This window comes from Salinimicrobium terrae DSM 17865, assembly GCF_000424665.1.
In the GTDB taxonomy this organism is placed as follows: Bacteria; Bacteroidota; Bacteroidia; order Flavobacteriales; family Flavobacteriaceae; genus Salinimicrobium; species Salinimicrobium terrae.
On the sequence record NZ_AUKI01000017.1, the window covers coordinates 161,534 to 183,241 of the forward strand.

A 21,708-nucleotide genomic window follows, 5' to 3' on the forward strand; every position below is an offset into this window, starting at 1 on the left:
CTTAATTGACAATTAATGCTTTTATAAAGCCGTCGGGTCTTTCGGTCAAATGTTTGTACGCCTTATCCATTTCTTCTATGGAAAAGCTATGGGTAAAAAGCGGATAAGGATCCATTTTTCCTTCTTCCACTGCTTTTACAGCGGCCTTAATTCCTGAAATGTATTGCTGAGGGTCCCTCTCATGTGCACTTATCATGTCTATTCCTCTCCAGTTGAGCATTTGCACATTTAAACTGCGCATCCCGTCCTGATGGAATCCTGCAACAATAAGTTTTCCTCTTGTGCCTGTAAGTTCAATTGATAGATTGAGCGGCCATTCTTTTCCCGTACATTCAATGACTCGTTCGCAGAAATCTCCTCCTGTGAGCTCGTTTACCTTTTCAATAATTTTGTAGTGATCATCCATTTCAACAAGATGATCTGCTCCCGCTTTCTTTGCAGTTTCCAGAGAAAATTCTCTTCTGGAAACGGCAATAACTTCGGCTCCTGCAGATTTTGCCAGCTGAACAAGCAATGTTCCTAAAAAGCCACTACCAACGATAGCCACTTTTTGCTCTTTTTGGATGTCACTGCGGTCAAAAATATTCATGGCACAGCCCAATGGTTCTCCCGGAAAGGCTTTACCAGCGAAAGAGTCAGGTAATTTCACCACGCTTTCCTCTTTCGCAATGTCATGTGTAGCGTAAGCTTTATAAGTCAATGCTGTAACCCTGTCGCCTTTTTTAAGATCCTTTACTCCGTCGCCAACGACATCAATTATACCCCAACCTTCGTGGCCCGGCTCTCCGGCTGTTACAGGATAATCGAACCAGTCTCGACCTTCCCAAACCGGAATATTGGATGCGCAAACCCCCGATCCTTCCAGTTTAATTCGCACCTCTCGGTCTCCCGGTTCCGGAAGATCAACCTCCTTTACGGTAACTTTTTGAGGAGCTTCTACGACTGCTGCTTTTCCTACAGTTGCTTTTTCTGAACCAGGACTTTTTTCTTTTACCGCTTCGGCTGAACTCATATGGCGACCTGTTTTTTAGAATTCAAATTTTCGGGCAATTCGATGTTTCGATTTTCACAAAGCCATCTTACCAGCTGCTCTACACCTTCATCTACTTTGTATTGTGGTGCCCAACCCGTTGCTTCTTTAAATTTATTGGTGTTAGATACATAATAGAATTGGTCACCTGTACGCCAGTCTTCAAAGCTTACATCCATCTCTTTCCCTGCCTTCTCCCGTATGGTATCAAGAATTTCAAGAAGGCTTACTGTGTTTTCAGGTCCGCCGCCAATGTTGAACGCTTGCCCCGCAAGTTTGTCAATGTTCTTATGTGCCAGCATAAAAGCATCAATCAGGTCTTCAACAAAAAGTATATCTCTTACCTGTTTACCATTGCCGTAGATGGTTATTGGCTGGTCTTCAAGTGCACTAATCAAGAAATGTGCAACCCATCCCTGATCCTCGGTTCCAAACTGGTGAGGTCCGTAAATACAGCTCATTCTGAAAACTGCTGTTTTCAAGCCATAGGTTCGTGAGTAATCAAGAATGTATTGATCTGCGGCACCTTTTGAGCAACCATAAGGACTGTGGAAGTCCAGCGGAATTTGCTCATTGATACCAAATTTCTTGATCTTATCATCGGAAGGATAAAACCTGGTTTCATTCTCCACCATTTCCACATCCTGAAGATTTCCATATACTTTATTGGTAGAAGTGAAGATCAACGGTGGTTGATGTTTACTCTTTCTTATTGCTTCCAGCAAGTGGAAAGTACCTTTGAGATTCACATTGAAATCGTGGACAGGATTTGTTACCGATGAGGTTACTGCAACCTGCGCGCAGAGGTGAAAAACTTCGGAAGCATTATTCACGCATTCCTGAAGTATTCTTTCCTCATTAATGTCTGAGATCTGAATAAGCAGTTTATCACCATATTCCTGCTGAAGCCACTGCAGATTTTCTTCTACTCCATCCCTAAAAAGGCTGTCATAGATCATCACCTTTTTTTCTTCCGAAAGGAATCTTGAGGCCAGATTGGTGCCAATAAATCCGGCACCTCCTGTTATAAGAGTATATTTTTCTTTTTCAGAAATTTTGTATTGCTTCTGGATGTAATCCTGCTGTCTTACTTTTTCAACACCGGCATTTTCAAGAAGTTTATATAGAAGTTTTTTAGTGCCATCGGTTTTCTTAAGTCCAAAATGATATTCTCTTTCATCCAGGTGAAATCCTCCTACAGTAGAATTCTTTGGGTCCAGATCTTTTAGGGAATACCAGTAGATCCTGTCGGCATTGGCATTAAGCACATTTTTAAATTCCTGATACTGTTTTACTTCGTCATTCTGCCATGTAGAAAATCCGACTTCAGAGATCCATATTTCCTGTTTATGACCAAACTTCTCCAATACTTCCCTTACCGCTTTAATATTGACCTCCCAGCCTTTCCATTGTTGATCGAACACATGGGGAAAACCATGGATTCCCACAGCGTCAATATAATCCAGCACCTTTTGTTCAGCCATCATTTGCAGCCAGTTGGGATCTATAGGACTCATACCGCCAAGCAAAGTCTTTTTTCCTCTTTTTTGCGCCCAATGTGCAGCCATTCCTATCATGGTGGAGAATTTGTTCCAGGAATAGTCAAGTGTGAAGTCATACTCCACCTTATTATTCGGTTCATTCCATAGTTCCACCCATTCAAAATAATCCCCGTAACGGGTGATCATAGCATCAATAAAATCGGCATAGGCCTTTAAATCTTTAGGTGGAGCCGATGTTTTAGACATTTCCCCAATCGATGGAGGGGTATAGAGAAAACATGGTAATATTTCTACGTGCGGGCTAAGCTCGGCAAAAAGCCAGTCGTACCATTCTTGTGTACCTTCTACGTACCAGTCTGCCCAGGAAATTCCTGTTCGTAGGTGCTTAATTCCCAGCTTATTTAAATCTTTGATTGCAGCTTTTACCTCCTCATACTCTCCCGGTCTAAACCATTCGAGAATTCCAAGAGTCGGCGTATCTAGATCTGTATTATTCTTTACATTCATAGTTCTTCTTTTATACGGTGAGACCTCTGGAGGATAATTCATCGCTGGCCTGACTAACATTGTCAGTAGCTATCTGAGTTTTCAGCCATTCGGCCAGCTCAAATAATCCTTCTTCGAAATTCACTTCAGGTGAAAAGCCGAGCTTCTCTCTGGTCTTGGTGGTATCGGCGAAACAATGTCTTATATCCCCAACTCTGTATTTTCCGGTTACTTCAGCTTTAATGTCTTTTTTGCCCATTACTTCTGCAAGTTTATCGGCAATTTCAAGAATAGTATATTTGTTACCGCTACCAACATTAAATACCTCCCCATTTGCTTCCGGCTTTTCCATAGCCAGCCTTATCGCCCGCGCTACATCTTTTACGTGGATAAAGTCCCTTTTTTGCATTCCGTCTTCGAAAATCATAGGCGGATTGTTATTCAACAGGCGCGAAGCAAAGATTGCAAGTACGCCGGTATAAGGATTGGAAAGCGCCTGGCGGGTCCCATAAACATTAAAGAACCTTAGAGCGGTGGCAGGGAAGTTATAAGCCTTTCCTGTTATAAGCGTCAATCTTTCCTGGTCATACTTTGAAAGTGCATAAACCGATGACAGGTTTGGAGTTTTAGTCTCGGGGGTAGGAACAGGTTCCAGCTCTTTACCATTGCTGTCATACATTTCCCAGTTGCCTTCCTTAAGATCTGAAAGTTTTCTATCGCATTGCATGCGTTTTTCACCTTTCTCGTCCAAATAAAGACCTTCGCCATAGATGCTCATACTGGAAGCGGTTACCAGTTTTTCAACGGGATTTTCCATTAAAGCTTCCATGAGTACCGCAGTTCCTACATTATTAACATCTGTATAATCTTTTATTTGATACATGCTTTGTCCCACTCCAACCATAGCAGCAAGATGTATTACGGCATCAACACCTTCAAGGGCTTTTTCAACAGCCGCTTTATCACGCACATCGCCGATTTGCAGCTCTACATCTGGGTTTAGGTAATCGGGTCGGGAAGCATCCTTCCCGTGAACCTGTTCTGAAAGGTTATCAAGCGCCCGCACCTTATAGCCTTTGTTTAGAAGTTCATCTGCGAGATGCGATCCTATGAATCCTGCTCCTCCGGTTATTAGTACTTTCTTCTGCATCTGTTATTTTTTGGTTGGTTAGAAGTTTTGTAAAGTTGGTCTTGTTATGATCTTATTTATGCTTGTTCCTTTTTTCTTGTTGAGCGCATACCACACATCATCTGCAATCTCTTTTGGATCTATAGCGCCCATTTCCATCTGCTCCACCGTATTATTTCCTGAAATCTGGTGCTTATAAAAAGTAGTATCTACTATCCCTGGACTAACAACTGTGACATTTATATGCGGGAGTGTTTCCTGCCTTAAAGTCTCTGCAATTACCTCAAGTGCTGTTTTAGAAGCGGCATAAATTCCTCCATAGGGGTGGGGCTGATTTGCAGAAACTGAAGAAATAAACACCACATTCCCGCTTTTTTGAGATAACATATGAGGTGTAAAAGCTCTTATGCATCTAAGGGCGCCCATGACATTGGTATCAAGGACTTTTTTCCATTTTTCCGGATCTCCTTCGGTCAATTTTTCCTGAATCCCCTGGCCTGCATTAAGAATAAGAAAATCCGGGTGCCCTACATTTTTTATGATCCAGGAGTAAAGATCATTAATATCTTCTGCCTTAGTTACATCACATTTTTGGAATAGAATATCGCTATCCTGTTCCACGGCTTCTGCGAGATCAGCCACGACAACTGTTACATGTTGGCTGTTTAATTTTTCGGCTATTGCTTTTCCTATTCCGTTACTGCCACCGGTCACTAGCGCTATTTTAGAAGAAGCATTCTGGGCCATTTATTTCATTTTTTTACTTCATAATGGAAGCAACTTTTTATAAATTTTTTCGGCAGGAAATCAAAAAGGGGAGGTAGAATCCTGTAAAAAAAAGGCTGAGATAACTCGCCGATCATTTATTCAAAGGTACATGAGGAGCCTGTGAAATTATACTAAAGCAAACTTAAAAGATTCATAAAGACCTATATTTTACTGGGGGTTTCGAGAAGGATCAGCAACCCCGCCTTACAAAATGTGCGTGAGAGAATTCTTAATAAATTCAGAAATAACGGTGTGTTGAAGAAGCTCATAAAATAAAGAACAGGAGGCCGGTGGCTCCTGTTCTTTACTTCTTCTTTGGGAAATTTTTATGAGTGGGAGTATTTCTGAAGGGTTTTTCCCCAATATATTGCTCTGTCCAGACGTTCAGCTTTTTGGGTCACCGGGTCTTCTTCCTCTGCGTAAAAAATTAGTTTTTTTTCTGAATGATCTTTGGTTATTACCACAAGGGAAATTTCTCTCATCTCATCTAATGAGGATGTCATTTTGCCATCTTCGTCAGCTTTGTGTAACTTAATTTTTAAGATATTCTTGAGATCAATAACCTGTAACTTAGCCTCCTCACCAGATCTCAACAGGATAAATTTCTTTGCTGTTTTGTCCAGGGCCAGAGACAAACCAAGAACACTTTCGGTTTCGTCCAGTTTGTATCCTTTCTCACCTGCCAAAAAGGCCAGTTTCTTTGCCCTTTTTTTGTCTTTAGTAGACTGGGTGTAAACCAGAAAACCAACGGGAGCTATAAACAAGAGTAGTAGTCCCAAACCCATAAGGGTTGATGCTGTATCCATTTTATATATTTTTAATTGTGAATTCGTTTAATTTAATTTTCAAGGTTCTGCAAAAGGTTTGCAGCGCAATTCACAAGAAAAAATGTTTCGGGAAAAGTTGGATTTGAAGATACTTCCGTAGATCTCTTCTAAAGTCCAGGTAAGAACCTTCAGAATAGACAAACAGGATCGCATCAAAGGAATGAGGAATGACGGAAGTACTTCCATAAAGAAGCCTTTTTAGAAGCTCCGGAATCTCCTGAAATTGATTTTCGTGATAAGTAACAGAAAGAGGATGAGCAGGTACGATTTTTTCAGAAGAAAAGGGCTGCTCTTTCCGCACTTCCGGAAGACCTGAAGCATGAGCTAATCCCCCGCCAATGCTGAAAAATATCAGCGCGAGGACCAGTTGACTAATGAATATTTTTAGCTGCTGCACAAGCTAAAAGAAATCAAAAAGTGGTTCCTTAAAGTAATTTAACAGCGTCTTTTGCAAAATAACTGGCGATCATTTGGGCACCGGCTCTTTTAATGGCAGTCAACTGTTCAAGCATTACCGCATCGTGATCCAGCCAGCCTTTTTCGGCCGCCGCTTTCAGCATGGAATACTCGCCGCTTACCTGATAAACTGCCACCGGCACGTTCACTGCATTCCTGATATCCCGAACAATATCCAGGTAACACAATCCAGGTTTTACCATTACGATATCTGCGCCTTCTTGCACGTCCTGCAGCGTTTCTTTAATAGCTTCCTCCCGGTTCGCAGGATCCATTTGATAAGTCTTTTTGTCGCCAAATCCCGGTGCAGAATCCAAAGCATCTCTAAACGGCCCGTAAAAGGCCGAAGCGTACTTAGCACTGTAGCTCATAATCCCGGCATTCGGAAAGTTCTCCTGCTCCAGTAATTCCCTAATTGCTTTGATTCTGCCGTCCATCATATCGCTTGGAGCGACAAAATCGGCACCTGCCTGCACGTGCGAGAGAGACATTTTAGCTAATACTTCTTTAGTAGAATCATTTACAATTTGCCCGTCTTCCACAATTCCGTCGTGTCCATAAGAAGAATATGGATCAAGAGCGACATCTGTCATCACCAGCATTTCTGGTACCGCCTCCTTAATTGTCTTTACCGCCCGCTGCATAAGACCTTCCGAATTAACAGCTTCGGTTCCCTTGTTGTCTTTCAAATTATCCGGGACTTTTACAAATACCAAAACAGATTTTAGCCCAAGATCCCGAAGTGCTTTTACTTCTTTTTCTAAGAGGTCAAGACTATACCTGAAGTAATTGGGCATTGATGCGATCTCTTCCTTTACATTTTTTCCTTCCACCACAAAAAGAGGCACAATAAAATCATTCGGAGTAATAATAGTCTCCCGCACTAAGCTTCTTATGGCTTCGTTAGTTCTAAGTCTTCGGTTTCGTATCAACATAATTTAAGATTCAATATTTATAATGCAAGATTCTCAGGTTCAGAGGTGAGGGAAATAACTGAATACTGACCACTGACCACTGATTACTAAATCCATTCCCTCGGATTTTCCAGTACCTCTACCAGTTTCTCTTCTTCACTTCCCGGCTCGGGATGATGGTCATAAACCCACTGTACGTGTGGTGGCAGGCTCATTAGAATACTTTCAATCCTGCCATTGGTTTTTAAACCAAATAAGGTACCCTTATCATGTATTAGGTTAAATTCTACATATCGGCCACGTCTTATTTCCTGCCAGTTGCGCTGCTGCGGAGAATAAGGAAGGTCTTTTCTTTTTTCCACAATGGGAAGATAAGCTTTTAGAAAGCTATCACCTACATCGCTAACAAAAGCATACCAGTATTCGCTACCCATACTTTTGGAAGGTCTTAAATAATCAAAAAATAATCCGCCAATGCCACGGGCTTCGTCGCGATGAGAATTCCAGAAATATTCATCGCATCTTTTTTTATAATCGGGATAAAAACTTTGATCATGTCTGTCACAGGCTGCTTTACACACCTGATGAAAATGTACAGCATCCTCTTCAAAAAGGTAATATGGAGTAAGATCTTGCCCACCGCCAAACCAGCTATCTACTGTTTTCCCGCTCTTGTCGTACATTTCAAAATAACGCCAGTTGGCATGAACCGTTGGCACCATCGGATTTCTAGGATGCAGAACAAGACTTATTCCACAGGCGAAGAAATCAACGTCTCCCACGCCGAAATGTTTTTGCATTGCCGGTGCCAGAGGTCCATAAACTTTAGAAATATTTACCCCGCCCTTTTCAAAAACAGCCCCGTCTTCTATCACCCGGGTGCGGCCACCCCCTCCTTCTTTTCGTTGCCACAGGTCTTCTTTAAAGACTGCTTTCCCATCAACAGCTTCAAGATTGGCAGTAATTCTATCCTGCAGGTCCTGAATATATGCGTAGAATTTTTCTTTCATAATGGAGTTTTCAGCTTTTCGATAAAAACTAGATTTTTTTTCACTTCCTGAATTTCTGCTAAACTTGACACTTTTACTGCTTCCGAAGTTATCTGTTTCAGAATTGATGTAATATCTTCTTCATTTACATCTGCATCAAGAAATAATTCTCTTCCTATTTTGTTGTTATGGAGGTCCATCATTTTTTCAAGACCATCATTTGGCGAAAGCCGCTCATGAAGATCTGTGATTTTTTTGCTCCAGTTCATCGCATTTTCAGGGGTCCGGGCAACCTGCAGACAATATTTACAGATCAAATAATTCCAGAGGGCATGTCGAAAAGCATTTGTCCTGTTGTTCTTATGATGTAATTTTCCATACAGGCGATTGCTTATTGCTACTGTAATTTTAGTTGCTTTATATGTAGGATGAAGGTATAACGGACTTTTTAAAAAAACTTTACAAAGAACGAAAAGTTCCCTGAAGTTAAAGGCAGCTATTCTCCTTCCTATTACCACTTCTAAATAGTCTTATATTCTTTTACGGCTTTAACAAAGGCAATAGCATTTTCCACAGGAATATCCGGCAGTATGCCATGTCCAAGGTTCACGATGTATCGGTCTTTGCCAAATTCGTTAATCATGTGGTGCACCATTTCCTTGATCTGGGAGGGTGGAGAATACAGACGGCTGGGATCGAAATTACCTTGTAATGGTATTTCTCCACCTGTTAGTTTTCTCGCCATTTGTGGAGAGCAGGTCCAGTCAATGCCCAGGGCCGAAGCACCTGATTTCGCCATAATATCCAGAGCAAACCAACAGCCCTTTCCGAACGCAATTACAGGAATTTCAGATTTCAATGCATCAATAATCTGCTGAATGTATTTCCAGGAAAATTCCTGATAATCTTCAGGAGATAGCATCCCGCCCCAGGAGTCAAAAATTTGAACCGCATCTACTCCCGCATCAACTTTTGCTTTTAAATAAGCGATGGTAGTATCGGTGATCTTTTGTAGCAGCGTATGAGCCGCCTGAGGATTTGTAAAGCAAAATTTCTTGGCGATATCAAAGTTTTTGGAGCCCTGTCCCTGTACCGCATAGCACAAAATAGTCCAGGGACTTCCCGCAAAACCTATCAAAGGCACCTCGTCATTGAGTTCCTTTTTAGTCATTTTTATGGCTTCCATTACATAACCTAATGTTTCATGCACATCGGGTACAATGACTTTTTCAACATCGGCAGATGTCCGCACAGGGTTTGGAAGCCATGGACCTAAACCAGGTTTCATCTCTACTTCAATATTCATCGCTTGAGGAATCACCAAAATGTCGCTAAAAAGTATAGCGGCATCTGTTCCTACCTGGTGAATAGGCATAACTGTTATTTCTGTAGCTAGTTCAGGGGTTCGACAGCGTGTAAAGAAGTCGTATTTCTCCTTCAGCTTCATAAAATCGGGCAGGTATCTACCTGCTTGTCGCATCATCCATACCGGTGGACGTTCCACCGTTTCACCTTTTAAAGCTCTAAGGAAAAGATCATTTTTTATCATAATATTAATTATTCCAGTGTTAGTTGTTCAGATAGTGAAATTCTTCTAATATCATGAACTTGTTTAAAGTTTACAACACCTCCAAAAATGTTACAAATTTCATTGATTTTCAGAATTTTAGAAGAACCGTCCAATACTCCTTTATAGGAAGAAAAAGAATAGTTTTCGAAATCAACTCCAAAATGGATTTGAGGATTTAAGTTTACGTAGATAATCAGTTGTTTCAGGTATATTTCACTATCTATTTTTATTCTCTTGAAATGTTTTTCAAATAAACTTCCACTTCTTTGCTCCATCTTGTTATATGCCTTAGCATAAGAATTAAAGAAATTAGAAAAGGCTTGAGTGACTTCCTTTGGTTCATCTCCAATTCTCACCACAAGATGGAAGTGGTTTTGAAGAAGGCAATATGCAAAAGTGGAAACTTTTTGAGATAAATGTTTGTTGTACTGCCTAAGGAAATAAAGTTTGTTTTCCTCATTAGAAAAAATGTTAGATTTATTTATCCCTCTATTGTAGATGTGGTAAAAAGAATCTATTTCTAATACTTCGAGTTTCATTTTTCTCTTTTTCCAGACCTGCAAGGTCTTTTTTTTTGACCTTGTAGGTCTTGGTTTATATTCCTTAGAGAGACCTACAAGGTTTTGGAAACCTTGCAGGTCTAAGGTTGGTTTATGTAAATGTTTTCACCACTTGTACGATCACATTTTCTATGGATGGCGTTGTGGCGATGACAATATTGTTTGTAAGTTTCCTTGCTTCGGCGGCAGTTGTTGTCCCTATACAAAAAGCTATGCTGTCCTGCATTGCATTCTCAGAACAATAGCTTCTCACCGCACTGGGGCTAAAAAATAATACTCCGTCAAAGGTACGATCTATTTTTTTTGACAATTCGTGAGTATCGTAGACTTCAACTTCAATAAAGTTGACGCCGGCCAGGTTTAGTCTCTCGGGAAGATCTGGGTTCCTCTTTTTTCCGCAGAAGAACAAAAATTGATCAATCCTGTGGTTGTTGATTATTTCTGAAGCAAGATTTGCTCCGTAATTTGCCTTTTTTGAGACTTTAAAACCGTTCTGTTTCAAAAATTCTGCTGTTTTTTCTCCTACGCAGAAAATATTCTTTTCCTGAATTTCTTTTTTAAGTGGATGGTTCAGAATGGATTTTACAGAATTTTTACTGGTGAAGATGAGGTTTGGGGGTAAATTCTTTATCTGGAAATTAATGGGCACCACAGTGATAAAATCCATTTCTACCAGTCCAAAGCCACGATTAAGAAGCAATTCCCTCTGTCCCGGACTCAGTTTTTTTGTCGACAACACAGAGGCTGTCCTGCCCCTGTTAGAGAGCTGTTTTGGAAAACCGTCGCCATCTTCTGTTTTTGACAAATCAATTCACTTTAACGGTAAATCAGCCTTTGGTGTTACTAACCTCTTTTTTGATCTTTCGCATGAGTTCTTTTCCACCGGCCTCTAGCACCTCCTCTGCACAAGCTCTTCCAAAGCCTTTATGATCTGAGACAGGTAATTGTTTTTCTACTCCAATTCTCTGCTGCCCGTCCAGGCTGAAAAGTGCAGCTTTGAAATAGATCTTATCGCCCTCAAACGTCGCCAGAGCCCCAATAGGCGCGGTACAACCTCCTTCCAGAACTCTAAGAAATTCTCTTTCAATATGTACGCAGATCTGGGTTTGCTCATGATTTAAGGCAGTCAAAGCTTTTCTGCAAAAGTCATCTTCTTCTTTTGCTACCACAAGCATGGCGCCCTGTGCCGGGGCCGGGATCATCCAATTAAGATCAATAAAAGAATCTGGTTTCAGGTTGATGCGTTCAAGACCTGCTGCCGCGAAGATAGCCCCGTTCCAGTTGTTGTCCTGCAACTTCTGCAGGCGGGTATTGACATTTCCTCGAAGATCAACAATTTCGTGGTTTGAATATTTGTGGAGCCATTGAGCCTGGCGTCGAAGACTTCCAGTTGCAACTATTCCTTCATCATTAAGAAAATCTGTGCCTTTATGAATCAAAATATCCTGAGTATTTGCCCTTTTGAGAACCGCAGCTTCTACAATTCCTTTGGGCAGGGCAGTGGGCACATCTTTCATGGAGTGTACTGCTATGTCAATTTCACCTGTGATCATTGCCACATCAAGGGTTTTTGTAAAGATCCCGGTGACCCCAAATTCATATAGGGGTTTGTCAAGTACCAGGTCACCCTGAGATTTAACAGGGACCAGTTTTGTATCATGCCCCAGCTTTTCCAGGGCATTCTTTACGGAATTTGCCTGCCAAAGAGCCAGTTCACTGTCGCGGGTACCAATTCGGATCACCCGGCTCATCTCTTAATAGTATCTTCGAGTTGAAAAACCTTTTGGATCAACTCCAGGCTTTCATCTGTAGAATTCGAATCTCCCTTAAGGTGATTGGCAAATTGGTTCATGATCTTCTGAATAATTCGATCTCCCAAAACTTCTGCCTGGCGGTCATTAAAATTTTCAATTTTTCGGCGTTGAAAATCCACTTCGGCATCTTTCATTGTCCTGAGTTTCTTTTTCAAGGCTTTGATAGTAGGTGCGAATTTTCGGGTTTCCAGCCAGGAATTAAAATCATTTTCCATTTCGGCAATGATCTTGTGCGCGTGCGGGATAGCTGCTTTTCTTCGCTCCAGGGTCTCATCTGTCATCTGTGAAAGGTGATCAAGATGTATCAATTTAACTCCCGGAAGATCTGCCACCTCATCTGAAACGTTCTTTGGAATAGAAAGATCCAGGATCAACAGGTCTTTCTTATTGTAGATACATTCTTTCGATATAGTTGGATTTTGTGCTCCTGTTGCAACGATTAAGATATCAGCTTGTCTTATTTCTGCCTGTAGATCTGCGTAATCTTTAACAGTGAGGTCAAATTTTCCTGCTATTCTTTCAGCTTTATCTTTTGTCCTGTTGATTAAAGTTATCTGACTGTTTTTAGTATGCTTTACCAGGTTTTCACATGTATTTCTACCTATTTTTCCGGTTCCAAATAAAAGAATTTTCTGCTCTGCCGGATTTTCGTAATTCTTTAAAATGAACTGAACCGAAGCAAAACTCACCGAAGTAGCCCCAGAAGAAATATCGGTCTCATTTTTAATCTTTTTACTTGCCTGGATTACTGCATTTACCAACCGCTCTAAAAAGGGATTTGAGACTCCTATATCCTTTGACTGGCTAAAGGCCAATTTGAGCTGACTAATAATTTCAAAGTCTCCCAAAATCTGGCTGTCAAGGCCTGTTCCAACCCTAAACATATGAGAAATGGCATCTTTATTCTTGTACACATAAGCCACCTTTTCAAATTCCTCAACTGTACCATGAGTATGTTCACAAAGTAACTTGATCAATTGGAAAGGGTGCTGGGCGAAACCGTAAATTTCGGTCCTGTTGCAGGTAGATGTCACGATAAGTCCGTCGATACCTTCAGCCTTTGCCTGCTCAAGCAAATTCTTCTTGCCGGTTTCGTCCAAACTAAAATGACCTCTTACTTCTGCATCAGCCTTTTTGTAACTAAGGCCTATGGTATAAAAATGTTTTCCTCTAGAAATGTTGTAATCTTCCATGTACCTGAATAGGATTCTAACGAGCAAATGTAAGATAAGGTTAAAGTAAAAAACAACGCTCAAAGTACATTTTTTGTCGCTGCACGTGATTTTGATCCAAAAACTGATCAAAATCATATTTTTGAGCTACTTTTACCTATGAACTGTGGAAACACAACAAATTTGTTTAGAACGTTTCTAAATAGATGCAGATAAAAAATTCATTTCACTATGCAGGAAAATGTCGCTCAAAGTACCTTTGAAAAATCCCGATTAGAGGAAGGGTTTTATTTGCTCCGGTTTCAAAATGCTTCTAAGGAGCCGGTGAAGATCCAGAGAAATATCAATAGCAATTTTATTCAGTTTCACTTTTCAGGGAAAGGAGAAGGGAGATTTTTCTTCAATAACGGCAATTATAAGATTCCGTTGTTAGAAGAGAATGCGCTACTATTGTACAACCCAAAAAGAGACCTGCCTATAGATTTGGAACTGCAGCCCGGCAGCTGGGTGATCTCCATTGTGATCTCCATTAAAAAGTTTCACGCCCTGTTTTCTGAAGAGGCTGGATACATAAGTTTCCTTAGTCTTGAAAACCGCGACAAACAATATTATAAAGACAGTCCTCTTACTCCGGGAATGGTGATTGTCCTCAACCAGGTAGTGAATTATAACGTGGTTCCCTCTATTAAAAACCTCTATTATAAAGCCAAGGCTTACGAATTGCTAAGTCTTTACTTTAATCGTTCTGAAGAACCCGATATAGAACAATGTCCTTTTCTAAGCGACGAGGAGAATGTGCTGAAAATAAGAAAAGCTAAAGAAATTGTTATAGCCAACATGGCCGAACCGCCTTCCCTGCAGGAACTGTCGCGTGAAATTGGCCTTAGCTTAAAAAAACTCAAAGAAGGGTTCAAACAAATATATGGAGATTCTGTCTTCAGCTTTTTGTTTGATTATAAAATGGAATATGCACGAAAATTACTGGATTCGGGGGAATATAATGTAAATGAAGTAGGGCTGAAAGTTGGTTATAGCACTTCCAGTCATTTTATTGCAGCTTTTAGAAAGAAATTTGGCACTACTCCAAAGAAGTACCTTATGTCACTTTCTTCGGAAGCTTAAACCATAAATTCCTTCAATGGAACCATTTTTCTAAAGCTTCCCTGATGCTTTTTGGACCGAACTTAATAATTGTATTTTTGCATCAAATTTAAATGATGAGTAAAGGAGTATTACTGGTTAACCTTGGATCACCCGACAGTACAGACCCTAAGGATGTAAAAAAATATCTCGATGAATTCCTGATGGATGAAAGAGTTATTGATGTTCCTTATTGGGCACGTACTCTTTTAGTGCGGGGAATAATTCTCAATACCCGTCCGGAAAAATCGGCAGAGGCTTATGAGAGGATCTGGTGGGAAGAAGGTTCTCCGTTAATTGTTCTTTCTGAAAGGCTTCAGGAGAAAGTTGATTCTCTTACCTCTGTGCCAATTGCTCTGGCTATGCGCTATGGAAAGCCCTCGATAAAAAGCGGTCTTGAGGAGTTGCAGGCAAAAGGTGTTGATGAGGTGCTTATCTTTCCGTTGTATCCGCAGTTTGCCATGGCGACTACAGAAACCATTCTGGTTCTAGCCGAAGAACTTCGGAAAGAGCATTTTCCGCAAATGCAGTTTACGTCTGTTCCCGCCTTCTATAATCACGCAGATTATATTCGGGTGTTAGGCACGAGTATTTCCGAAGCATTAAAAGGAGTGGAATTCGATCACCTTTTATTTTCCTATCACGGGGTTCCAAAAAGGCATATAAGAAAGAGTGATATTACAAAATCCCATTGCAAAATTGACGGCAGTTGTTGCCAAACTGCTTCTGCGGCGCATCAATTCTGTTACCGGCACCAGTGTTACGAAACCACAAAACTTGTAGCCGAATACCTTGGACTCGAAAAAGGGAAATTTTCGGTGTCTTTCCAATCAAGGCTTGGTTTTGATCCATGGTTACAACCCTATACCGACCGGACTATTGAAAGAAAAGGGCTTGAAGGCGTGAAAAATCTTGCTATTGTATGTCCGGCATTTGTTTCCGACTGTCTGGAGACGCTGGAGGAGATTGCGATGGAAGGAAAAGAGATCTTTGAAGAAGCAGGCGGTGAGAAATTCACAGTAGTACCATGCCTTAATGATCGTGAGGACTGGGTGAAGGTATTGGCGCGTTGGATCGATGAATGGGCTCACCAAAATGTGGCTGTATAAAACCATTTTTGACCCCTTATCACAGTTTGGTTTAAAATAAAACCTTCAGTATAAATTGGAATACTACAATTACATCAAAGCCCTTCATCTTATTTTTGTAATCACCTGGTTTGCGGGTTTATTTTATATTCCGAGGTTATTTATATATCATATTGAGGCTACAGAAAAACCTGAACCCGCAAAAACCATCTTGAGCGATCAATTGAAGATCATGACCAGAAGGCTGTGGTTTATTATTACCTGGCCGTCGGCTATTCTGGCAACTTTGTTTGCAGTTTGGCTGCTTATCCTGGTACCGGGTTGGCTGGAAATGCCATGGATGCATGTGAAACTGGCTTTTGTACTTCTCCTGTTTGCTTACCACGGAAAGAGCCACCACATCTTTAAGCAGATGCAGCAGGACAACATAACCTGGACCTCCAATCAAATGAGGCTGTGGAATGAAGTCTCAACATTAATTTTATTTGCAGTAATTTTCCTGGTGATCCTTAGGGATGCATTGAACTGGATCTATGGTGTAATAGGAATATTTTTACTCGCTGCAATGTTGATGCTGGGAATCAAAATATATAAAGGTGTTCGCACCAAAGATCAAGATATTTAGAATGGTTTAATAATTGTTGGTTATTTTGCCATCTTAAAAATTACCCTTTTGAAATTTTCCTTAAGAACCCGAATTTTTCTGTCCATGATTGTGCTGGTCTTACTGGCATCAATTCTAATTGGAGGAATTACGGTACTTCAATATAAACAAGAAGCCAAGGAGTACCATACCGAAAGACTTGAGCGAAAAGAAGAGGCTATAAGGGAACATATAAAATTTGTTGTGGAGAGCACCACATACGAGGTGAGCGAGGAGAATGTCTATCTCATATTAAAGGAACGGGATAAGATTCATGAGATCTCCCAGGTGCACAATATGCCGATTAATGTTTATAGTCTTGATGGGGATCTCATTTTGAAATCAAATCAATCTTTTTTTCCCGATACTACAGATCTAAGACTGGAAAGATCGGTACTTGAGCAGCTGCAGTCTTCTTCAAGAAAGCGAATAATTAAGCAAACCATTAAGAACGATAAAAGATTTCAATCCTCTTATACTTTTATAACAGACAATAAATTCAGGCCGCTGGCTATCCTGAATCTTCCATACCTCGAAGACGATTATTTTATTACCCGCGATCTTCAAAATTTCCTGGTAAAACTCACCGAGGTTTATCTCTTTATGCTGGTACTGGCAATCCTTCTGGCATATTTCCTTTCCAAGTATATTACCCGAAGCCTTAAAACAGTTTCCGAAAAGATCCATCAAACCCGTCTGGATAAGAAGAACCAGAAAATTGAAATTGGCAATGTAAGTGAGGAGATCTACACCCTTGTAACTGCATATAATTCCATGATAGATGAGCTGGAAGAAAGTGCCGTGAAATTAGCCACAAGCGAGCGAGAGCAGGCCTGGCGTGAAATGGCGAAACAAGTAGCTCACGAAATTAAAAATCCGCTTACCCCAATGCGTCTCAGCGTGCAGAGTTTCCAGAGGAAATTCGATCCCAATGATCCGCAAATGCAGCACAAGGTGGATGAATTCAGTGATACGCTTATCACCCAGATCGATACTATGAGTTCAATTGCCTCGGCTTTCTCCAATTTTGCCAAAATGCCTGCCCAGCAAAATGAAACGCTGAATGTTCCAAAAATAGTAAAACTGGCCCTTGATATTTTTAATGAAGAATATATTCTTTTCTCTTCAGAAAAAGAGGAGATTGTAGCTAAGTTCGATCGTACACAGCTTATTAGGGTGGTAACAAACCTGGTAAAAAATGCCGTACAGGCGGTGGAAAGAGAAGAGAACCCTGCAGTCCTGGTATCGGTAACCGAAGAAAATGGCCGTGCCTGCTTAATAGTTTCAGATAATGGCGTGGGAATTTCTGAAGAAAATAAAGACAAGATCTTTGAGCCAAAATTCACAACCAAATCCAGTGGAATGGGTCTGGGACTTGCGATGGTTAAAAATATTGTGGAGAGTTGCGGCGGAAGCATCCAGTTTTCCTCCAAATTAAATAAAGGCACTATCTTTAAGGTACATTTTCCAAAATAACTAAAAATGAATTTCGAAAATATTCTGTTTGAAGAGAACGAAAACATAGGCTACATTACGATTAACAGACCTAACAAACTCAATGCCCTTAACAAGGCTACCATTGCCGAACTTAACGAAGCATTTGAATCTGCCCGTGAAGATCATGATATTAAAGTGGTGATCCTCTCAGGAAGTGGTGAAAAAGCCTTTGTGGCCGGTGCGGACATTAGTGAATTTGCCGATTTTTCAGCTGAAGAAGGAAGACGGCTTGCTGCTGAAGGGCAGGAGAAACTGTTTAATGTGGTTGCCAATTTCCCGAAACCGGTGATTGCAGCCGTCAACGGATTTGCCCTCGGCGGCGGACTCGAACTTGCTATGTCTGCACACTTTAGAATTGCAAGTGACAATGCAAGAATGGGTTTACCTGAAGTTTCTCTTGGCGTAATTCCCGGGTACGGTGGTACTCAACGGTTACCGCAGCTTGTGGGTAAAGGAAAGGCCATGGAAATGATCATGACTGCCGGAATGATCGATGCAAAAGAAGCACTTGAATACCGGCTCGTAAATCATGTCACTGCGCCAGAAGATTTAATTCCGTTGGCTGAAAAGATTGCAGCGAAAATCATGAACAACTCCATGACAGCTATTGCTGCGGCGATCAAAGCAGTAAATGCTAATTATGAGGCAGGAGTGAATGGTTTTGAAGTGGAAATCGATGAATTTGGGAGCTCCTTTGGTACTGAAGATTTTAAGGAAGGTACTTCCGCATTTCTTAATAAACGAAAGGCCAATTTCTCCGGAAAATAGGAAATTTTCCTTTTAATAGGAAAATTTCCTATTTTTGTTCCTTATGAAGAGGAACGATTTTATAAAAGGAAGGGGAGCGCAGCACCAGGTAAAGAACAGGTTTGATGCCCTGTCCTATGAAATGAGAGATGATTTCCTCAATTATTGTGCCGCCGAGGGCGAGGAGGCTACCTCTTCAAGAACAACCTTGATTGACACCTTTCCTAAAACTATAGTGAATAAGGTCACCAGCCCCGATGTGGGTCTGGAATACTCCCTTAATCCATACCAGGGCTGTGAACATGGATGCGTTTACTGTTACGCCCGAAATTCTCATGAATACTGGGGCTACGGTGCCGGACTCGATTTTGAGCAGAAGATCCTTATAAAAAGAAATGCGGTTGAGCTTCTGGAGCAGAAACTTCGCAGTAAAAGCTGGAAAGCTGTGCCTATTGTTCTTTCCGGAAATACAGATTGTTATCAACCAATTGAACGAAAACTGGAGATAACAAGAAGGTTACTTCAGGTATTTTTGAAGTACAGGCATCCTGTTGGGATTATAACCAAGAACGCCTTGATACAGCGCGATATTGACGTTTTGCAGGAACTTGCACAAGATAATCTAGTGAGGGTAAATCTATCTATTACCTCCTTAGATGAAAAGACCAGGCAACTTCTTGAACCAAGGACTGCCAGCATAAAGAAAAGGCTGCAGACAGTGGAGCTTTTAGCTTCAAAAGGTATACCCGTGAGCGTGATGATGGCACCAATTATTCCTTCTATTAATAGCCATGAAATCCTGCCGCTCGTTAAAGAAATTTCTGAAAGAGGAGCCTGTGGAGTAGGTTATACTGTGGTAAGGCTGAATGGTGCCATAGGTGAGGTGTTCTCAGCATGGATTCGGAAAGCTATGCCGTCTAAGGCGGAAAAGGTCCTGAACCAAATAGCGGAATGTCACAACGGGAATCTTAACGACAGTCGCTTTGGCACCCGAATGAAAGGAGATGGGAACATTGCAGAACAGGTCGCCCAGCAATTCACAATTGCAAGAAAGTTATACCTCAATGATCGGCAAAGATCTTCTCTTAACTGCGAACTTCATGAGCAATATAAGGATGGCCAAATGAAACTCTTTTAGAAATTCCGGTTTCGGGGGGGAATTCCCCATTCTTTATAAAACTGTTCCATAAATTGCTCCATGAACAGATGCCTTTCTTCTGCCAGTTTTTTCCCGGTTTTGGTGTTCATTCTGTCTTTTAAAAGAAAAAGCTTTTCGTAAAAATGATTTACGGTAGGCGCTGTAGATTTTTTGTATTCTTCCTTGCTCATGTTGAGGTTGGGAAGAATTTCGGGATCGAAGATGGCTCTTCCCTTGAAACCCCCGTAGTTAAAGGTGCGTGCAATACCAATGGCTCCCAGTGCATCTAGTCGGTCGGCATCCTGCACTACCTGAAGCTCAGGAGAATTAAATTCCTGTTTTTCATTTCCTCCTTTGAAGGAGGCCCAGTTGATTATATTTACTACATGTGAAATAATCTCTTCCGGAACTTTTTTTTCAAGCAAAAAATTTCTTGCCATTTTTGGACCTAAAGTTTCATCCCCCTTGTGAAACTTATAATCGGCGATATCGTGGAGCAGAGCTCCCAGTTCTACCACAAAAAGATCGACTTCTTCGCCTGCCGATATTTCGCGTGCGTTCTTTAGCACCCTTTCAATATGAAACCAGTCGTGGCCACCTTCAGCATTTTGTAATTTCTGCTTTACAAATTCGGTCGTGTGGGCAATGATTCTTGTCTTATCCATGGGTTTCAAAAATGTCAAAATCCAGACTAAATTATGTCGCGGGTTATGATTCGTTCTACTTTTGCTATGAGGGCTTCGGGATCTTCAGAATTTGCCAAAATAGGGTCGTGAACCTTGAGCTTGAGATGAACTCCTATTCCCATAGGAAAGTTTCCGTAGCGAAAAAGTTTCCAGCTGTTGTTTATTGTAACAGGAACAATTAATGACTCGGGCATTTTATTAATTAGAAGCTGTAAACCTTTTCCGGCGAATTTTTTCGGTGCTCCAGTACGACTTCGAGTGCCTTCAGGAAAGATGACTGCCGAACGGTTATTCTTGTTAAGATAATCGGCAAAACGGCTCATTTTCACTAGTGCTTCCCGGCCGTTCTTCCGGTCAATAAGGAGATGACCCCCATGCCGAAGGTTAAAGGAAATACTTGGAATTCCTTTTTCCAGCTCCTTTTTGCTCACAAACTTTGGATGCTGCCTTCGCATATACCAGCCAATGGGCGGGATATCAAACATACCCTGGTGATTCGCAACAAAAATACAGGGCCTGTCGGTGGGTAAATTGTATGGATTCTCAACTGAAAACCGGCTGCCAAGAAGATTTAGGCAGCGCAGAAGAAAGAAATTGAAAATGTCCACGCTCTTCTTGTGAGCTTTGTACCCACCCAACTTTAATGAGAGCCACTGAATGGCATGAAAAATCAGCAGCGTGAGAAAAAAGAAAAAATAGAATACTACTGTAAGGGGATAGGAAAGGATTTTTTTAAAGCTCTTCATTTTTACTTCTTGCAAAAGGCTGCAATTTCTGCAAATTAATCCTGTTGTGCAAAATAGTATAGTAAGGAATGTTTTTGAAAAGATTTACCGAATTACCAGTCCAGGCAGGATTTCAGAAAAATGCTGTTTTTGTATCAATTATTGGAAACTTTGGTAAATCTTAAACTTCTTGAAGTTGCCACAAAAAAAGCTGCCAAAATCTCATTTTTGACAGCTTTAGTATAGTAAAAGGCGTTTTTATGACTGAGTTCTTAGCAAAACTCGTTATAAGCTTCTGTAAGGTTATCTGCAATAATTTCTGCAGGTCGGCCTTCAATGTGGTGCCTCTCGAGCATGTGAACTAATTCCCCGTCTTTAAAAAGCGCCATAGATGGTGAAGATGGAGGAAAAGGAACCATGTAATCACGGGCCTTGTCTGTTGCTTCTCTATCTACTCCGGCAAAAACCGTTACCAGGTGATCTGGCCGGTTAGAATTTTGTAAAGACATTCTTGCTGCAGGACGGGCATTGGCAGCGGCACAACCGCATACAGAATTCACCACTACCAGGGTAGTTCCTTTCCTGGCAATTGCCTCATCAACCTGCTCTACTGTATGTAATTCTTCAAACCCAATACTGGTGAGATCTTCACGCATTGGCTTCACTAATTCCGGTGGATACATATATCAATTATTTATAATTAGAACTAAAGATGCAAAGATACCAAATAAAACTTAGAGCATAAATTATGGAAAGTTAAAGCCTTGAATGGCTCCTCTTTCACAAAAAACCCGTGTAAAATACTATCTTTGCAGCCCAAACTTCTG

At 41.0% G+C, this 21,708-nt stretch carries 23 protein-coding genes; 6 read left to right on the forward strand and 17 right to left on the reverse strand.

All coding sequences use genetic code 11. The features are described from left to right. Position 1 precedes the first annotated feature (1 nt). The 14 genes from H148_RS0108090 to hemA all read right to left on the reverse strand — a co-directional run bounded on the left by H148_RS0108090 (position 2) and on the right by hemA (position 13,238). Positions 2 to 1,012: an MDR/zinc-dependent alcohol dehydrogenase-like family protein gene (locus tag H148_RS0108090; RefSeq protein ID WP_029034357.1), complete on the reverse strand. Its 1,011-nt coding sequence runs from the start codon at positions 1,010 to 1,012 to the stop codon at positions 2 to 4. Next, entirely contained in the window at positions 1,009 to 3,039 is a 2,031-nt protein-coding gene (locus H148_RS0108095; RefSeq protein WP_029034358.1) for a GDP-mannose 4,6-dehydratase, read from the reverse strand. Before H148_RS0108095 ends, H148_RS0108090 begins: the two co-directional genes overlap by 4 nt. 10 nt (positions 3,040 to 3,049) lie before the next feature. Further along, positions 3,050 to 4,168 (reverse strand): NAD-dependent epimerase/dehydratase family protein, encoded by a 1,119-nt coding sequence (locus H148_RS0108100; RefSeq protein WP_029034359.1) that lies wholly within the window; start codon positions 4,166 to 4,168, stop codon positions 3,050 to 3,052. A gap of 18 nt (positions 4,169 to 4,186) precedes the next feature. Then, positions 4,187 to 4,894 (reverse strand): SDR family oxidoreductase, encoded by a 708-nt coding sequence (locus H148_RS0108105; RefSeq protein ID WP_029034360.1) that lies wholly within the window; start codon positions 4,892 to 4,894, stop codon positions 4,187 to 4,189. A gap of 347 nt (positions 4,895 to 5,241) precedes the next feature. Next, positions 5,242 to 5,721 (reverse strand): hypothetical protein, encoded by a 480-nt coding sequence (locus H148_RS0108115; RefSeq protein WP_029034361.1) that lies wholly within the window; start codon positions 5,719 to 5,721, stop codon positions 5,242 to 5,244. Between the two features lie 70 nt (positions 5,722 to 5,791). Beyond that, the gene (locus tag H148_RS0108120) at positions 5,792 to 6,139 is read right to left on the reverse strand and encodes a hypothetical protein (RefSeq protein WP_029034362.1); all 348 of its coding nucleotides are present in this window, start codon (positions 6,137 to 6,139) and stop codon (positions 5,792 to 5,794) included. 28 nt (positions 6,140 to 6,167) lie between these two features. Further along, positions 6,168 to 7,133, reverse strand: coding sequence for a porphobilinogen synthase (gene hemB / locus H148_RS0108125; protein WP_037324854.1), 966 nt, complete (start codon positions 7,131 to 7,133; stop codon positions 6,168 to 6,170). Positions 7,134 to 7,219: 86 nt separating this feature from the next. Further along, positions 7,220 to 8,122, reverse strand: a complete 903-nt coding sequence (hemF, locus tag H148_RS0108130; RefSeq protein ID WP_029034364.1) for an oxygen-dependent coproporphyrinogen oxidase — start codon at positions 8,120 to 8,122, stop codon at positions 7,220 to 7,222. Then, positions 8,119 to 8,619 carry a DUF6973 domain-containing protein gene (locus H148_RS0108135; protein WP_029034365.1) on the reverse strand — a complete coding sequence of 167 codons (501 nt, stop codon included), beginning with the start codon at positions 8,617 to 8,619 and terminating at the stop codon, positions 8,119 to 8,121. The genes hemF and H148_RS0108135 overlap by 4 nt, the downstream gene beginning before the upstream one ends. A 2-nt stretch (positions 8,620 to 8,621) precedes the next feature. Beyond that, positions 8,622 to 9,650, reverse strand: a complete 1,029-nt coding sequence (gene hemE / locus H148_RS0108140) for a uroporphyrinogen decarboxylase (RefSeq protein ID WP_029034366.1) — start codon at positions 9,648 to 9,650, stop codon at positions 8,622 to 8,624. A gap of 8 nt (positions 9,651 to 9,658) precedes the next feature. Continuing rightward, entirely contained in the window at positions 9,659 to 10,210 is a 552-nt protein-coding gene (locus H148_RS0108145; protein WP_029034367.1) for a hypothetical protein, read from the reverse strand. A gap of 112 nt (positions 10,211 to 10,322) precedes the next feature. Further along, on the reverse strand, positions 10,323 to 11,036 hold the full coding sequence (locus H148_RS0108150) for a uroporphyrinogen-III synthase (RefSeq protein ID WP_245583402.1): 714 nt from the start codon (positions 11,034 to 11,036) through the stop codon (positions 10,323 to 10,325). A gap of 22 nt (positions 11,037 to 11,058) precedes the next feature. After that, positions 11,059 to 11,982: a hydroxymethylbilane synthase gene (gene hemC, locus H148_RS0108155; RefSeq protein WP_029034369.1), complete on the reverse strand. Its 924-nt coding sequence runs from the start codon at positions 11,980 to 11,982 to the stop codon at positions 11,059 to 11,061. Beyond that, the gene (hemA, locus tag H148_RS0108160; RefSeq protein WP_029034370.1) at positions 11,979 to 13,238 is read right to left on the reverse strand and encodes a glutamyl-tRNA reductase; all 1,260 of its coding nucleotides are present in this window, start codon (positions 13,236 to 13,238) and stop codon (positions 11,979 to 11,981) included. The genes hemC and hemA overlap by 4 nt, the downstream gene beginning before the upstream one ends. Before the next feature lie 210 nt (positions 13,239 to 13,448). Between hemA and H148_RS0108165 the strand changes: the two genes are divergently transcribed. From H148_RS0108165 to H148_RS0108190, 6 genes are all read left to right on the forward strand, one after another. After that, positions 13,449 to 14,339 (forward strand): AraC family transcriptional regulator, encoded by an 891-nt coding sequence (locus H148_RS0108165; RefSeq protein WP_029034371.1) that lies wholly within the window; start codon positions 13,449 to 13,451, stop codon positions 14,337 to 14,339. A gap of 95 nt (positions 14,340 to 14,434) precedes the next feature. Next, positions 14,435 to 15,466 (forward strand): ferrochelatase, encoded by a 1,032-nt coding sequence (hemH, locus tag H148_RS0108170; RefSeq protein ID WP_029034372.1) that lies wholly within the window; start codon positions 14,435 to 14,437, stop codon positions 15,464 to 15,466. A gap of 55 nt (positions 15,467 to 15,521) precedes the next feature. Continuing rightward, positions 15,522 to 16,070: a CopD family protein gene (locus H148_RS0108175; RefSeq protein WP_029034373.1), complete on the forward strand. Its 549-nt coding sequence runs from the start codon at positions 15,522 to 15,524 to the stop codon at positions 16,068 to 16,070. 39 nt (positions 16,071 to 16,109) lie between these two features. Further along, entirely contained in the window at positions 16,110 to 17,564 is a 1,455-nt protein-coding gene (locus H148_RS0108180) for a sensor histidine kinase (protein WP_037324858.1), read from the forward strand. A gap of 6 nt (positions 17,565 to 17,570) precedes the next feature. Then, a complete protein-coding gene (locus H148_RS0108185) occupies positions 17,571 to 18,353 on the forward strand; it encodes an enoyl-CoA hydratase/isomerase family protein (RefSeq protein WP_029034375.1) in 783 nt (260 codons plus the stop codon). 43 nt (positions 18,354 to 18,396) lie between these two features. Then, positions 18,397 to 19,470 (forward strand): PA0069 family radical SAM protein, encoded by a 1,074-nt coding sequence (locus tag H148_RS0108190; RefSeq protein WP_029034376.1) that lies wholly within the window; start codon positions 18,397 to 18,399, stop codon positions 19,468 to 19,470. Here the strand turns inward: H148_RS0108190 and H148_RS0108195 are convergent. The 3 genes from H148_RS0108195 to H148_RS0108210 form a co-directional block, all read right to left on the reverse strand. Next, positions 19,467 to 20,135, reverse strand: a complete 669-nt coding sequence (locus tag H148_RS0108195; RefSeq protein WP_029034377.1) for an HD domain-containing protein — start codon at positions 20,133 to 20,135, stop codon at positions 19,467 to 19,469. The two genes, H148_RS0108190 and H148_RS0108195, sit on opposite strands and share 4 nt — an antisense overlap. A gap of 26 nt (positions 20,136 to 20,161) precedes the next feature. Further along, positions 20,162 to 20,902 (reverse strand): lysophospholipid acyltransferase family protein, encoded by a 741-nt coding sequence (locus H148_RS0108200; RefSeq protein ID WP_029034378.1) that lies wholly within the window; start codon positions 20,900 to 20,902, stop codon positions 20,162 to 20,164. A gap of 251 nt (positions 20,903 to 21,153) precedes the next feature. Further along, positions 21,154 to 21,564: a BrxA/BrxB family bacilliredoxin gene (locus H148_RS0108210; protein WP_029034379.1), complete on the reverse strand. Its 411-nt coding sequence runs from the start codon at positions 21,562 to 21,564 to the stop codon at positions 21,154 to 21,156. Positions 21,565 to 21,708 lie beyond the last annotated feature (144 nt).

Coding starts and splice junctions, on each gene's coding strand:
- H148_RS0108090 (WP_029034357.1), bottom strand. CDS start 1,012: ATGAGTTCAGCCGAAGCGGTAAAAGAAAAAAGTCCTGGTTCAGAAAAA.
- H148_RS0108095 (WP_029034358.1), bottom strand. CDS start 3,039: ATGAATGTAAAGAATAATACAGATCTAGATACGCCGACTCTTGGAATT.
- H148_RS0108100 (WP_029034359.1), bottom strand. CDS start 4,168: ATGCAGAAGAAAGTACTAATAACCGGAGGAGCAGGATTCATAGGATCG.
- H148_RS0108105 (WP_029034360.1), bottom strand. CDS start 4,894: ATGGCCCAGAATGCTTCTTCTAAAATAGCGCTAGTGACCGGTGGCAGT.
- H148_RS0108115 (WP_029034361.1), bottom strand. CDS start 5,721: ATGGATACAGCATCAACCCTTATGGGTTTGGGACTACTACTCTTGTTT.
- hemB (WP_037324854.1), bottom strand. CDS start 7,133: ATGTTGATACGAAACCGAAGACTTAGAACTAACGAAGCCATAAGAAGC.
- hemF (WP_029034364.1), bottom strand. CDS start 8,122: ATGAAAGAAAAATTCTACGCATATATTCAGGACCTGCAGGATAGAATT.
- hemE (WP_029034366.1), bottom strand. CDS start 9,650: ATGATAAAAAATGATCTTTTCCTTAGAGCTTTAAAAGGTGAAACGGTG.
- H148_RS0108145 (WP_029034367.1), bottom strand. CDS start 10,210: ATGAAACTCGAAGTATTAGAAATAGATTCTTTTTACCACATCTACAAT.
- hemC (WP_029034369.1), bottom strand. CDS start 11,982: ATGAGCCGGGTGATCCGAATTGGTACCCGCGACAGTGAACTGGCTCTT.
- hemA (WP_029034370.1), bottom strand. CDS start 13,238: ATGGAAGATTACAACATTTCTAGAGGAAAACATTTTTATACCATAGGC.
- H148_RS0108165 (WP_029034371.1), top strand. CDS start 13,449: ATGCAGGAAAATGTCGCTCAAAGTACCTTTGAAAAATCCCGATTAGAG.
- hemH (WP_029034372.1), top strand. CDS start 14,435: ATGAGTAAAGGAGTATTACTGGTTAACCTTGGATCACCCGACAGTACA.
- H148_RS0108185 (WP_029034375.1), top strand. CDS start 17,571: ATGAATTTCGAAAATATTCTGTTTGAAGAGAACGAAAACATAGGCTAC.
- H148_RS0108190 (WP_029034376.1), top strand. CDS start 18,397: ATGAAGAGGAACGATTTTATAAAAGGAAGGGGAGCGCAGCACCAGGTA.
- H148_RS0108195 (WP_029034377.1), bottom strand. CDS start 20,135: ATGGATAAGACAAGAATCATTGCCCACACGACCGAATTTGTAAAGCAG.
- H148_RS0108200 (WP_029034378.1), bottom strand. CDS start 20,902: ATGAAGAGCTTTAAAAAAATCCTTTCCTATCCCCTTACAGTAGTATTC.
- H148_RS0108210 (WP_029034379.1), bottom strand. CDS start 21,564: ATGTATCCACCGGAATTAGTGAAGCCAATGCGTGAAGATCTCACCAGT.